At 54.7% G+C, this 12,801-nt stretch carries 11 protein-coding genes and 1 pseudogene; 7 read left to right on the top strand and 5 right to left on the bottom strand.

What is annotated here, in order from left to right:
- A partial coding sequence (locus tag GOB86_RS13315; protein WP_165993042.1) for a methyltransferase occupies positions 1-1,518 on the bottom strand: 1,518 nt, incomplete at its 3' end.
- 386 nt (positions 1,519-1,904) lie between these two features.
- Between GOB86_RS13315 and GOB86_RS13310 the strand changes: the two genes are divergently transcribed.
- Both GOB86_RS13310 and GOB86_RS13305 read left to right on the top strand, forming a co-directional pair.
- Entirely contained in the window at positions 1,905-2,552 is a 648-nt protein-coding gene (locus GOB86_RS13310; protein WP_165993040.1) for a ParA family protein, read from the top strand.
- Positions 2,545-3,252 carry a hypothetical protein gene (locus tag GOB86_RS13305; protein ID WP_165993039.1) on the top strand — a complete coding sequence of 236 codons (708 nt, stop codon included), beginning with the start codon at positions 2,545-2,547 and terminating at the stop codon, positions 3,250-3,252. Before GOB86_RS13310 ends, GOB86_RS13305 begins: the two co-directional genes overlap by 8 nt.
- Before the next feature lie 47 nt (positions 3,253-3,299).
- On the opposite strand, the gene GOB86_RS13300 is transcribed toward GOB86_RS13305, so the two are convergent.
- The 3 genes from GOB86_RS13300 to GOB86_RS13290 all read right to left on the bottom strand — a co-directional run bounded on the left by GOB86_RS13300 (position 3,300) and on the right by GOB86_RS13290 (position 7,256).
- Complete coding sequence (locus tag GOB86_RS13300) at positions 3,300-4,223, bottom strand: replication protein RepA (RefSeq protein WP_165993037.1); 924 nt, start codon at positions 4,221-4,223, stop codon at positions 3,300-3,302.
- Between the two features lie 466 nt (positions 4,224-4,689).
- A complete protein-coding gene (locus tag GOB86_RS13295; RefSeq protein ID WP_165993034.1) occupies positions 4,690-6,123 on the bottom strand; it encodes a site-specific integrase in 1,434 nt (477 codons plus the stop codon).
- Between the two features lie 266 nt (positions 6,124-6,389).
- Positions 6,390-7,256: a LysR family transcriptional regulator gene (locus GOB86_RS13290; protein ID WP_061507939.1), complete on the bottom strand. Its 867-nt coding sequence runs from the start codon at positions 7,254-7,256 to the stop codon at positions 6,390-6,392.
- A 137-nt stretch (positions 7,257-7,393) separates the two neighbouring features.
- Between GOB86_RS13290 and GOB86_RS13285 the strand changes: the two genes are divergently transcribed.
- From GOB86_RS13285 to GOB86_RS13275, 3 genes are all read left to right on the top strand, one after another.
- The gene (locus GOB86_RS13285; RefSeq protein ID WP_061507938.1) at positions 7,394-9,037 is read left to right on the top strand and encodes a GMC family oxidoreductase; all 1,644 of its coding nucleotides are present in this window, start codon (positions 7,394-7,396) and stop codon (positions 9,035-9,037) included.
- A 16-nt stretch (positions 9,038-9,053) separates the two neighbouring features.
- Positions 9,054-9,461, top strand: a complete 408-nt coding sequence (locus GOB86_RS13280; protein WP_061507937.1) for a tautomerase family protein — start codon at positions 9,054-9,056, stop codon at positions 9,459-9,461.
- 277 nt (positions 9,462-9,738) lie between these two features.
- A complete protein-coding gene (locus tag GOB86_RS13275; protein WP_165993032.1) occupies positions 9,739-11,109 on the top strand; it encodes an NAD-dependent succinate-semialdehyde dehydrogenase in 1,371 nt (456 codons plus the stop codon).
- A 634-nt stretch (positions 11,110-11,743) separates the two neighbouring features.
- On the opposite strand, the gene GOB86_RS15895 is transcribed toward GOB86_RS13275, so the two are convergent.
- Positions 11,744-11,971: a hypothetical protein gene (locus GOB86_RS15895; protein ID WP_198912044.1), complete on the bottom strand. Its 228-nt coding sequence runs from the start codon at positions 11,969-11,971 to the stop codon at positions 11,744-11,746.
- 301 nt (positions 11,972-12,272) lie between these two features.
- Between GOB86_RS15895 and GOB86_RS16180 the strand changes: the two are divergent.
- Positions 12,273-12,530: pseudogene (locus tag GOB86_RS16180) on the top strand (IS110 family transposase); the annotation flags it as partial.
- Between the two features lie 82 nt (positions 12,531-12,612).
- Entirely contained in the window at positions 12,613-12,738 is a 126-nt protein-coding gene (locus tag GOB86_RS16175; protein ID WP_338421533.1) for a hypothetical protein, read from the top strand.
- The last annotated feature ends 63 nt before the right edge of the window (positions 12,739-12,801 follow it).

The following is a 12,801-nucleotide window of genomic DNA, read 5'->3' as shown; positions in this document are numbered from 1 at the left end:
GAAAGGCTGGTTGTCCATCTGGGCGCGCAGTACGGCTTTGGCCGCATCCCGCACAGGGATCAGGGCTTCAATGATGCGTGCATGTTTCTGGAAGAGGCCTTCTTTCTGGTCCCCCTTGCGGATAGGCACCTCCTGACCTGTGCCACCTATGATCTGATGCAGGACGCGGTTGTGCAGATAGTAGCTGCCTTCCTTCAGGTCAGCGCCTGAGGCCGCTGTGCCCACACGCACACCGTCCAGTTCTGGCCGCGTAATGCGCTGCTCTACGGGCGGCAGAAACCGGGTCTCGGGGGCGATCCACGCCAGCGCTTCCGGCAGAGCAGTCTGGAGGTCCATTCCCGCCACTGGCTGGCAGCAGTAATCCAGTCCGAACTGGCTGCTCGCCCAGCCATGCCGCCCCAGAACCTGAACGGGATTGTCGAGGAAATAGCGGTTGATCCGCAGCGGGCCGCGCCCTTCATCACTGTCGGGTACGGGAGCTGTTTCCAGCCAGGTCTGATCGCCGGGCAACTCGCCGATCATGCGTTTGCGGAACACCAGCAGATCGAGCACCACCTCGGTGCCGGCATCCACACGCATTGCTCCTGCGGGCAGACGCACCGCCCCCAGCAGGTCAGCCTCTTCGGCGATATGCTGCCGTGCCTTCTGGTCAGTTTTGTCCAGCGTATGGCGTGACGTCACAAATGCTGCGAAGCCGCCCGGACGCAGGGCACCAACTGACCGTGCGATAAACCAGTCATGAAGACTGAACCCACGCAGCTCACGATAATCCACCGCGTTGACCAGACGGTTGGAGAAGGGCGGATTGCCAATCGCCAGATCATACGTGCTGGCGAGAGTTGCCTTCGTGAAGTCTTCGTGTCTGATCCACTGGTTGGGGAATAGCTTGCGGGCGATACGCGCGGCAATTCCATCGACCTCAATGCCGGTAAAGGCGATCTGGCCTTCGAGGCGCTCGGGCCTGAGGGCGATGAACTGTCCAACACCACAGCCGGGTTCCAGAACGGACCCACCCTGAAAGCCACGCTTCATGAGCATGTCCCAGATGGCGGTGACGATATATTCCGGCGTGTAATGGGCATACTGGGTGGAGCGGGCGAGGGCGGCATGGTCCGTCTCACTGCAGGCAGCCTCCAGCGCTTTGCCGATGCTCTCCCATCCTGAGCGGTAAGGCTCACCGGCACGGGGGAAGAGAGCGTTGGCCAGTTCACCCGCCCCAAAGCCTATAAACCGGCCCAGCACAGCCTGCTCTTCGGGGGTTGCATTACGGTCTTCGGTCTCAAGTGCTCCCAGCAGCCTGATTGCCGCAATATTGTCCCGCGCACGGTCCTTCCAGCTGGTGGCAAGGCCACGGGTCCCGTTGAGGCGGAAATCGGTCTGGGGGATGACCAGTGGGCTGTCTGAAACGGGGGAGGGGAGGGGGCTATCTTCGCCTTCAAGCTCACCCCAGAACAGGTCTGCGGCACCGCTGAGGGAGGAGGAAGAGAACAGGCTGAGCTGATCATCGAACAGGGACATGAAAGGCTCCGGACAAACGCCGAACGCCGCCTGCGTCTGGGACGAGGCGGCGTTCGGGGAGGATGGACAACAGCAGGGAAGGGGACTGAGCGCTGTGTTGCGTCAGATTTTCTTCTGCATGCTGTCTCCGGAACCGGGCCTGGGTGGCGCGAGCAAAGGCGGCGCCTGCGCCGGGATCGGGCTGGCTTCAGACAGACCGACCCACCCTTTGCGCGGGACGCTCAGGGCTGGTCGGGGTTTATTTTTATCTTACGCGTAGCTGAGCATTTTTTGGAAATTAGACATGTCTAATAGAAATTAACAGGTTGATCGGGCATTCCCGAGGATGTAATCATTGCGCGGCAAACGTAATTAGACATGTCTAATTTATATAAGGCGGTAGCTACATGACAAAAATCGTTTTAGTGTCGTCGCCCAAAGGTGGAAGCGGGAAGTCAGTGGTCACGAGGCACCTTCTTGTCGCAGCGGCGCAAGAAGGTCAGAAGGTCATTGGAATAGACTTTGATCGCCAGGGTACAATCGACAAGTGGGGAAAGCGACGGCAGGCACTCCGGTCTAAAATGCCTGAGTTTATCGACGTTCCGATTGTTGGTGCGCAACTTCAGGATTGGCGAAGCGGTCTCAATCAAGCAAAAGGCTATGACTTAGCCGTTATTGATACGCCTCCCAGTGTTGAAGATCACATGTCAGCAATCACTGGCTTGGCGCAAGCTGCTGACATCGTAGTTGTTCCTTGTGCCTGCACTCAGGACGATGTCGATAGCATCGCGCCTTGGATCGATGTTTTAAACCAGGTTACCAACAATACCGTTGTCGTGTTGAATAGAGCTAATCGCCGCACCAATTCATTCGCTAGAGTTCGCGGGCGGCTCATCAAAGTGGCTGATGTTATTCCAGTGGAGCTTCCTCAATTAGAAGATGTGCATGTGCCCAGTGGTAAAGGACTGACCCTTCTCGATTTCACAAAAAGCCGAGGTCAGGAGCCATTTGAAGAACTTTGGGCATTCATAAACAGGAAAATCACCAATGTCTAAAACACACCGGGTATCACGCACCTCAATCATGTCCGTAATGGAAGAAGATGATAGCCTGAGTGTTAGTGATAACCGTGCCGAAATGCTAATAGAACGAGTTGTCATTGATGATAACGTCATGACGACAATAGAAGACGTGTTTGCAGGTACTTCTGTAATTTCCGATACTGAAAAAGTCTCGCGTATTTTGGCAGTTCGTGCCGAGGTTAATCAGAACTGGAGTCAAGCCCGCGATTCATTCCTCGCCATCGGACGTGCTCTTCTGGATTTGGAAAATGTTCTGTCAAAAGCAGAATATATTAAATTGAGGCAAGGCTCTGATCGTCTGTTTCCCTTTTCTGACGCCACCGCAACACAATTAAGACGGATCGCGAAAGCCGTTTCGGATGGGGTAATCCCTTTGGATGCTTGTCCTGGGAGTTACGGAACAGCGTATCAAATTACTCTATTGAATGAACATCAACTGCGGGTAGCTAAAGAGCGTGGCCTAATTCGTCCAGATGTAACTCGTCGGGAGATTGCCAGCCTTCGTAAAGAGACGGTTATTAAACCGGAAATCTCCGGTCGAGTGGACGTCGATGTATTAAAGGATGAGTATAAAAAACTTCTACGGCATCGAGAAAAGCTGGAATCTGAAATGGCTGCCGTTGATTCCAAAATACAGGATATCAGGGGACTCTTGGGGGATTTAGTAGAGTAACTGGTTGATAACAAAGATACCCCGCTAGAGTCCCCATGGCGCGAACTCTAGCGGGGTATCCCATGAAACTTAGGGGCAATGGGCGCCCTAGACGGATGTAAGATAACACCAGTTTTTGTAACTTCAGTTTTAGCCGCAGGATATACAGCTAGCGCTATTTTCAAGTTGTCAATGAACTTCGGTCTGAAATGGTCTAACCGCACGACACCTGCACCAAACTGGGCTTTCAAAGCAGACCATGTAATTGCTGTTGGTCCTTTCAATGCGTGAAGCCGATAAGCAAGCCAACAATAAATGTCGAGCGCTTGGCTATGTCCATTTAATGCGCGGATTGCAGCTTCTTCGATCGGAATCGGATGTTTTTGCAGTTGATCGTAAAATAGTTCGGAAAGCTTAGCTCGCTCCAAGAACTGTTGTTTGCCGTTATCTTTATGATCATCCGTAAATATAGCGGCATCCACAATATTTTGATTTATCAACCCGCTAGAGTTCCCGGATTGGAAATGAAACGAGATTCGGCATCTGAAAATTCGCTCGGCTTGCTCTTTAACGTCTTTAATAGATTTTCCACCTTGCGGAATGCCCATTCTCTTGAGCCAATCTCTCAGAGATTTTCCTAGTTCAATTTCTCTGTTCTGGGTTTTTATGGCTTCCGTTTGTAGGTAAAGCATGATTAATCGTGCTTTACTTCCGTAGGGTACTCCTACAGATACTGGATTTGCACCACGCACTGCCCGACGACCGGGTTCAACAATCATCACTGCTCTGTCTGTCTCAATTTGCCAGACAAGATCGTCAGCTAAGCGTTTATGTGGCAATCCTACATGAGCGAACCCACTATATAGAAAGCCGATACCTGTATCTTCATAAGCCATATAGTCAGCGGCAATTTCTATGATCTTTCGATCTTCGTCAAAGGACAGAGCCCCTTGTTTACCGTGTTCTTCTATGAGCTTGTGAATGGTTCCCACTAGAGAACTCCTTTGAGCAGGATTGGTGAACACTAGCAGTAATTTTGTGCTTGAGAAGTGGGAACTTTAGCGGGAACGCACCGTACGAGGCGCGCTAATATTTGAAGTATTATTTATAGATATTAGTTTGTCACGCCAGAGTCCTCGGGGTAACTTCGGAAAATCAGGAATATCCAGCATTTATATCCGCTAGAGTTCCCAGACAATCCCGCTAAAGTTCCCATTTTGCCCCGCTAAAGTTCCCGGGGTTCCGCCAGAGTCCTCGGGATAATCTAAACATTTTTCCCCTCTAAAGTTCCCACTTTATTTTCAAAGTGGACGTCACCCATCCGAGTCTCTGTGACTGCTACTGTGTTTGAGCCGCTTTGCTGTTTAAAGCCATGAAATCTATATAACTTTGTTCTGGGAACTCTAGCGGGGCAGCGACCTCTACCTTGATGAATCATCAGACAGATTTATTTTTGAATTAACGGTTTAACGCATGTTCTTCAAAAGGATCACCTAGCTCCAGATAATCGCCCAGCGCTGCATACGTTGCGTGTCGTGCAAGGCGCTTAAGTTTGACTGGGTGTGCTCCCGCATCCATCCCGGTTGTAAGCGCCCCCCGTTTCAGGCTGTGGCCTCCAAAGGTTTTTCCATCCAACCCGGCAGCACTGGCACGGCTCTGGATGATCCGGGCGATCGAGCGATCTGTCAGGGGCTGCGGCCCAATTTCACGACCACTCCCGTCAGAGGCAGCTGTGCTTTCCTTACGGACGCGGCGGAAAATAGGGCCAGCCTGTATGCCTGACACCGCTAGCCAGGCCCCGTATGCCTTTACCGGGCAATACCGATCCTGAGTGTAGGGGAGGGCGACCTCCACACCCTTGCCTTGCCGATCACCCTTTGACTGGGGAAGAGTGACAAGCAGGCCTTTACTGACCAAGGTTACGTGGCGAACATCGATGCTGGCCAGCTCAGAACGCCTGAACGCACCATAGAATCCCATAAGGAGTAAAGCCCGGTCCCGCATCCCAGATAACTTGCTCAGGTCTATCGCACTGATGATTGTTGCCAGGACATCCTGCGTTGCAGCGGCTTTGCGGCGCGGTGTAAAGCCATCCCTTGCAGCACTGCGCCTGATCCCAGTCATGGTTTCGCCAATAGCGGCGTCAGCGGTGGGAACGGCGCAACCTGCCAGACGGTGAAGATAGGTGATTGCGGCCCGTCGCAACTCCAATGTCGCGGGCGCAAGACCCCGGCCTCTTTCGTCTGCCAGGAATGCGGCAATGTCGGCCGAACGGGCAGGGAGGCAGGGAAGGGCATGACGATCCGCCCAGGCACACCATGCCCGGACACCGGCACGATAGGCTTTGCGTGTGTTGTCTGCCTTGGCCTGCAAAGCGTAGGCTGAGGCACTATCACGTGCGGTTTCGAGAGAGCCATCGCGTTGCGGGACGGTCCTTCCAAGAGAGGCGTCAAACCATCGGATAATGACGCCCGGCGTCTGACCCGCAGGAGAGGGCAGGGGAGGGTGCAAGTCAGACTGTGCGATAGTGTTCCCGTGTGCCTGCCTGTAACGCGCCAGAAAATACGGAACTGAACTGAGATGTAAGGCGAGAGTCAGTGAGGGATCATCTGGAGCCACACCGATCCGCTCTGCGGCCAGTGCGCGGGCACGGGCGGCGAACGGCACGTCATGAGCAATCACCAGATCGTCGGTCTTATTCCCTGAGAGGGAGATACCAGACAAGCGCAGTTCCAGTCCTGGGGAGAGGCGGGCCGCAGCAAGAATTTCCGGCAAAGTGTCATCTGATGAACCGGCCTCGGCCAGACGGTGTCGGGTGGTCCGGTCACACCGGTCGAACAGAGCCGCGTAAACCCGATCTTTTCGGCCGTGGACAACAACTTCAACCTGCATAAACGGCGCCTCGTGCTTGCTACTATCCTGAGTATCTTATACCCAGTGTAGTAGCTCACGGCACTGAGCGAGAACGGTATTTTTCATCTCATGCCGTCTTTCTTGAAGACCGGCATGGGGGGGTGAACCGAAGGTCAGGTTTCCGGCATCCAGACGATGTTTCCTGCCGTTCATTCAACCGCGTATGATGGCGCGCTCTATGCAGGCAGTACGTAGCAAAGGAAGTGCATCTTCAGCACTGCAAGATTGCTACGGGCCCACACTGATCATTGCATCAGCCTAAGCCATTCTTTGGCAGCGCCCGAAAGATAGCCACCGCGCCGCCAGGCAAGTGTCATATGCCAGAGCATGTTCGGATCATCGAGTGCGATGGCCCGAATGCCGTCGTGCTGGCGGGTCTCCACCATCATGCGTGGCAGAAACCCAACTCCCAGTCCCGCCGCGATCAGGTCAAAAAGAAATTCAACCTGTGTTGAACGGGCAGTGACCATGGGCGTAAAGCCATTGCGACGGCAGGCCGCAAGCACGATCTGGTTCAGTGAAAATCCTGTTTCGAACAGCAAAAAGGGAGAATCAGCGAATGCGGCAATCGGGACTGATCTACGCGCCGTCAGCGGATTGCCCGCCGCGACCACCGCGACCACCGGTTCCACGCAGACATTTTGCCATGAGAATTCATCGGGAAAGGGAAGAAGTAGGCCAGCAAGATCAATCTCGCCCGTACGCAGCAGATCCATCAGATCTTGGCAGCCACGTTCAATCAACTGGATCCTTATGCCAGGATAACGGTCGCGAAACGCCACGAAAGTCGGTGCGAACAGCGTGTCGCTGCCGATCGGTGGCAGGCCAAGCCGCAATTCACCGTGCTTCAGTCCGCGCAATTCCCGCAGTTCCACCAGAAGGTCGTCGCGTTCAGCCAGGATCGTTTGGGCCCGGCGCAGGACCACATCGCCAGCATCAGTCAGCGTGATACCCGGGGCCACCCGGTCGATCAGGACAAGGTCCAGTTCATCTTCCAGACGCTTCACCGCTTTGCTTACGGTTGACTGGGTGGACAGCACCGCCTTGGCCGCCTGCGAGAAACCGCCTTCACGCACCACCGCGATAAACAGTCGTAATGTATTGATATCCATATTCTATTCCATATCGGACTTACATTCATTCATCCAATTCGTTTTTTTCACGTCCTCGTCATTTCCCGCGCCGCATGTGGGGGAATAATCCTCTCTCCACCGGCCGCAGAGCCGGACAAAGGGGAGGAGTTCGTCACATGGCGACTGGAACCGAGGACTTTGGTGACTTTGACTATATTGTAATCGGCGCGGGCAGTGCGGGTTGTGTACTTGCAAACCGTCTCAGTGCCGATCCACGTAACAGGGTGCTGGTGCTGGAAGCCGGCGGCAACGACAACTGGATATGGATCCATATCCCGGTCGGGTACCTATTCGCGATGGGTAACCCGCGTGCCGACTGGATGTTCCGGACCGATCCGGAATCCCATCTGGGCAACCGTGTGCTGAATTACCCGCGTGGACGGTTGCTGGGCGGGTGTTCGTCGATCAACGGCATGATCTACATGCGCGGGCAGGCTGCCGATTATGATGGCTGGCGGCAGATGGGTAATACAGGATGGGGATGGGATGATGTCCTACCCTATTTCCTTAAGGCAGAAGATAATTTCGCGGGTGCCAGCGCCTTTCATGGAGTGGGTGGGCCGTTGCATGTCGACCGGCAGCGGTTGCGCTGGAAACTGCTTGATGCCTTCCGCGACGCCGCCGCACAGGCTGGCATCCCGAAGATCGACGACTTCAACCGGGGTGACAACGAAGGGTCATCCTATTTTCAGGTAACGCAGAAAAACGGGTTTCGCTGGAGTGCGGCGCGCGGCTACCTGCATCCGGTCATGAAACGGCCCAACCTGCGCGTGCAGACCGGCGCGCTGGTTCATCGCATTCTGTTCCGCGATGGTCGCGCAATCGGGGTGCGCTTTGAAGTCAACGGCATGGTTCGGACTGTCCATGCCCGTGCTGAGGTGATCCTGTCGGCAGGCGCTATCGGGACGCCTGCAATCCTTCAACGTTCGGGCGTTGGCCCGGGAGAACGACTTCAGGGATTGGGCATCGAGGTCGTACGGGATCTGCCCGGCGTGGGTGAGAACCTTCAGGACCACCTCCAAATCCGCAGCGCTTACAGGGTCAGCGGTGTCGAAACGCTCAATACCGAAGCCGGGTCACTGTTGGGCAAGGCGAAGATCGGCCTGCAATACCTGCTGACCCGGTCCGGCCCCATGTCGATGGCGCCGAGCCAGTTGGGCATCTTTGCCCGGTCCAGTGCGCGTTACGCGACGGCCAACCTAGAATATCATGTCCAGCCACTCAGCCTTGCGGCATTTGGTGGCAACCTTGACCCTTTTCCCGCCTTCACTGCGGCGGTGGCCAATGTCCGGCCCGAAAGCCGGGGCAGCGTTCACCTGAAATCCGCTGACCCGGCCGTGCCGCCTGCTATCCACCCGAACTACCTCTCGACAGACGAAGATCGTCGTGTGGCCATTGACTCGGTACGCCTGACACGACGGATCGTGGTGCAGTCAGCCCTGGCGCGCTACCGGCCAGAGGAGTTTCGCCCCGGTCCGTCTCTGGAGAGCGACGCTGACCTGGAAAAGGCGATCGGGGAAATCTCAACGACCATCTTTCATCCCGCGGGAACTGCCGCCATGGGACAGGGATCGCAGGCCGTGGTTGACCACGAACTGCGTGTACACGGCATGTCGGGGCTGCGTATCGCGGACGCCTCGATCATGCCGCGCATTACCTCGGGCAATACCAATGCCCCGAGTATCATGATCGGTGAAAAGGCGTCGGCAATGATCCTCAATGCCGCCAGATTACCATCAACACCGGCGCTTGTCGCCTGAAACAGGGATTAATTATATGCCTCTTATTCGTTTTGATATGCTCGAAGGCCGTTCCGAAAAGGAACTGACCACCATACTGGATGCGGCCCACCAGGCGATGCTGGACGCTTTCGGCGTGCCGCCGCGTGACCGGTACCAGATCATATATGAACACAAGAAAAGCCGTGTGCGCATTGAGGATACCGGGCTGGGTATTCCGCGCACCGACGATGTAATGATCATCTCGGTCACCACGCGCCCTCGCACAGTCGATGAAAAAACTGCCTTCTACCGCCTGTTGACCGAGGCCCTGACCGAAAAGTGTGGCATCGCGTCCAGCGACGTGATGGTCAACTATGTTGAAAACACGGATGCCGACTGGTCTTTTGGTAACGGGGAAGCCCAGTTCCTGACTGGCAAGCTCGGGACGCCTAAAGTCTCGTGATTTGAAGACGGACAAGGCCGAGATCCTGACTCGGTCTTGTCTTTTAAGTATATCACAATCCTCGTACCATATAGACAATATCTTGCGCGGTTATCGTAACGAATGCACTGCGATGAAATCATTATCGTCAGTGACCAAAAATAGACGTCTTTTATTCTATCTGACCGGCCGTTGTGCAAATCCTAAGGGGTATTAGGCATTAGGTGCGAGTATGGCGGCAGCGCGCATGGCTACACCGACTACCTTTTCCATAATCAATAAACAGGGAAACGGACCAATGAGTTTTTACCAGACCCTCAACCCGACCACGGAAACCGTGGAACGCACGTTCGAACTTCACACCGCCGCGCAGATGAAGGCGATTGTCGATCGCGCGGACCATGTGTGGAAGACCGACTGGAAAAAGCGCGATATAGCCGCCCGCAAGGTCATCATGTCAAAGGCCGCCGACCTGCTTCGCCGTGACCGCATGACACATGCACGCCTGATCGCGACCGAAATGGGTAAGGCGCTGCCTGACGCGCTGGAAGAAATCGACATCACGGTCGACATCCTCTCCTACTATGCCGAAGGCGCGGAGAAATTTCTCGCTCCCACGCCCCTGAAGGTCAGGGAAGGCCATGCAAAGATCATCAACCAGGCGCTTGGCGTAATCTACTGCATCGAGCCCTGGAACTTCCCCTATTACCAGCTTGCCCGCGTGGCGGGGCCGAACCTTATGGCGGGCAACGTGGTTATCGCGAAGCACGCGCCCAACGTGCCGCAATGTGCACTGGCTTTTGAAAAACTGTTTCACGATGCAGGCGCGTCAGAGGGCGTCTATACCAACATTTTCCTCGACAACGATCAGTCCGCCGAACTGATCAAGGATTTCCGCATCCGTGGCGTCGCCCTGACGGGCAGCGAACGCGCGGGCCAGACAGTCGCGGCCGAAGCGGGTGCGGCGCTGAAGAAGGACACGATGGAACTGGGCGGCAGCGATGCCTTCATCGTGCTGGATGACGCGGACCTTGAACTGGCAATCAAATGGGCGACATGGGGCCGGTTCGCCAATAACGGGCAGGTCTGCACGGCGGCCAAGCGGATGATCGTGCATGAGAAGGTCTACGACGCCTTCCTCGCGGGTCTGAAAACCGCAATCACGCAGTTCCGCATTGGCGATCCGCTGGCTGAGGGTACCACCCATGGCCCGATGAGCAGCAGGAAGGCACTCGACACCGCACTGGCGCAGACTGACGAAGCGGTCAAGGCAGGCGCAACGTTGGTGGCCGGGGGCAAGCGGATGGAGTGCCGCGGCTTCTTCATGGAACCGACCATCCTGACCAATGTGTCAAAGGACAATCCGGTCTTCTATCAGGAGATTTTCGGTCCCGTTGCCGTCGTGCACAAGGTTGCATCGGAACATGAGGCCATCGAACTGGCCAATGATTCTCCTTACGGCCTCGGCGGGTCCGTGTTCTCCCGTGATCTTACACGTGCCGAAAAAGTGGCTGAACAGGTCGAGACCGGCATGATGTTCATCAACACAGCTACGGCCGCTGCACCGGAACTGCCCTTTGGCGGGATCAAGAACTCAGGCTTTGGCCGCGAACTGTCCTTTCTCGGCATTGAGGAGTTCATCAATCGCAAGCTGATCCGCGTCGCCTGACAGGCATGATGCCGTTTCCTGTCCCGGATAAACTCCTGTCCGGGGCAGAGGTATGCTACTCATCAAGTGAAATACCGTCAGCGGATCAAGTAATACTTGGAAATGGTATATGGCTACTTTGTGAATATTTCGATTAATTATCGAATGGTCGGGATAAAAGAGACAACCGCCTGTCTGTTTCGGATTTACTAGGTATGACAAGCAGTCAGGGGGAAAACGGTAAAGTCCGTTGTTGAGCGACTGGACGGAAAAGTGGGCATTACGGGTGAAAGTGAGCTTCAACGACCTTAACTCATCGCAGCTCCTTCCTCAATCATTACCGATAGAACAAATGACCCCTGACGGACTTCCTCCGACAAGAGTGTTTCGAGGAACGTCTCGCGTTACGACCGAACCTGCGGCCACAACCGAATTTTTGCCAACCGTTACTTCCCAATAATTGTTGCACCGACGGCAATCTAAACGTTTCTCTCAATTACGATGGGTTTTGAGACAACAAAAGCACGTTGCTGGGACGGTTCAATAGGATGGCTCGACGTGATGAGACTTACGTTTGGCCCGATCATCACCAATATCAATTCCTTTGTGATCATACATGGTGCATGTTCTGATTTATGAACACGTTGCATCCAAGTTAAATACGCTCACCGCCACTGGTGTAGAACGGGGGTATTAGCAAAAAACTGTCGTCCTCCTTCTTGCCGATAAGATCGCTGAACATAGTCCGAATTTTGTCCGCATCGTCGAATGTCAAACGGTTGAGAACCGGGGTAATGACCATGACTAACTTGACGCTCGCTACCGTAGCCGCTGATTCTGGTGTTCTTCTGGGAATGAACTTGTCACGATCATCTTTCGACATTCGTTATTTTCCTCGCGTTTCGGCTGAGCATGTTTTCCAACGTGTACCCTCCGAAGGGATTGCGCCCACGCACGACCCATCCGTCGACTGCTTCCTTCCACTTGCGTGAAAATTCCACACCATCAAACCCCGGGACTAGACACGCTTATGTGTTTCAGCCGTTCATGAGGTGAGATACAGCGCTTAACATCTGGTAGCCTGACCACGTTTTCTAGCAGGCTGATTTCGCCTCTCTTCACCGTTTGGAACAGTTGACGGCGGCCCGGTTCCGGGACCGCGAACATAAGAAAGAGAGAGTGATATGTCTGCGCAAACCGTCATTGGAATAGATGTGTCCCGAGACTGGCTTGATGGCTTCTGTCTACCCGGAAAACAGAGATTCCGTTGTCAGAATTCACCCGATGGCCATGCCAGATTACTGGAAATCCTTCAAGGTATGCCTGATGATCTCAAGGTTGGATTTGAAGCCACAGGAGGACAGGAATGGGCACTCTGGCGTCTTCTCGTAAGTAGGGGAATCAATGCGGTCCAGTTGCCCCCTGCACAGATCAAAGCTTTCGTCTTTTCCATGGGAAAAAGAGTGAAGACAGACCAGATCGACGCGGAACTGATTGCCTGGTATCGGCCCGGTATCAGTCGCCATGCTTCTCGCGGAAATGCCAGAACTCGGCTGTATGACAGCGACCGAAGCCGCTGCCATGACCGGACTTGCACCAATGGGCGGATTCAACCGGTCGTCGCAACACCTTCGATTATATGTTGTTTGAGCAGTTGGTCGAGTGCCTCTGCTGGTGTTTTCCAACCGAGTGTTTTGCGTGGCCGTGTATTCA

The sequence above is a fragment of the Acetobacter lambici genome (assembly GCF_011516885.1).
In the GTDB taxonomy this organism is placed as follows: domain Bacteria; phylum Pseudomonadota; class Alphaproteobacteria; order Acetobacterales; family Acetobacteraceae; genus Acetobacter; species Acetobacter lambici.
The sequence above is the reverse complement of the archived record's forward strand: the minus strand, read 5'-3'. Positions and strand labels throughout refer to the sequence as shown.

Excerpts from the sequence above, each read along its gene's own strand:
- GOB86_RS13310 (WP_165993040.1), top strand. The coding sequence starts at position 1,905 with ATGACAAAAATCGTTTTAGTGTCGTCGCCCAAAGGTGGAAGCGGGAAG.
- GOB86_RS13305 (WP_165993039.1), top strand. The coding sequence starts at position 2,545 with ATGTCTAAAACACACCGGGTATCACGCACCTCAATCATGTCCGTAATG.
- GOB86_RS13295 (WP_165993034.1), bottom strand. The coding sequence starts at position 6,123 with ATGCAGGTTGAAGTTGTTGTCCACGGCCGAAAAGATCGGGTTTACGCG.
- GOB86_RS13290 (WP_061507939.1), bottom strand. The coding sequence starts at position 7,256 with ATGGATATCAATACATTACGACTGTTTATCGCGGTGGTGCGTGAAGGC.
- GOB86_RS13285 (WP_061507938.1), top strand. The coding sequence starts at position 7,394 with ATGGCGACTGGAACCGAGGACTTTGGTGACTTTGACTATATTGTAATC.
- GOB86_RS13280 (WP_061507937.1), top strand. The coding sequence starts at position 9,054 with ATGCCTCTTATTCGTTTTGATATGCTCGAAGGCCGTTCCGAAAAGGAA.
- GOB86_RS13275 (WP_165993032.1), top strand. The coding sequence starts at position 9,739 with ATGAGTTTTTACCAGACCCTCAACCCGACCACGGAAACCGTGGAACGC.
- GOB86_RS15895 (WP_198912044.1), bottom strand. The coding sequence starts at position 11,971 with ATGTCGAAAGATGATCGTGACAAGTTCATTCCCAGAAGAACACCAGAA.
- GOB86_RS16175 (WP_338421533.1), top strand. The coding sequence starts at position 12,613 with ATGCTTCTCGCGGAAATGCCAGAACTCGGCTGTATGACAGCGACCGAA.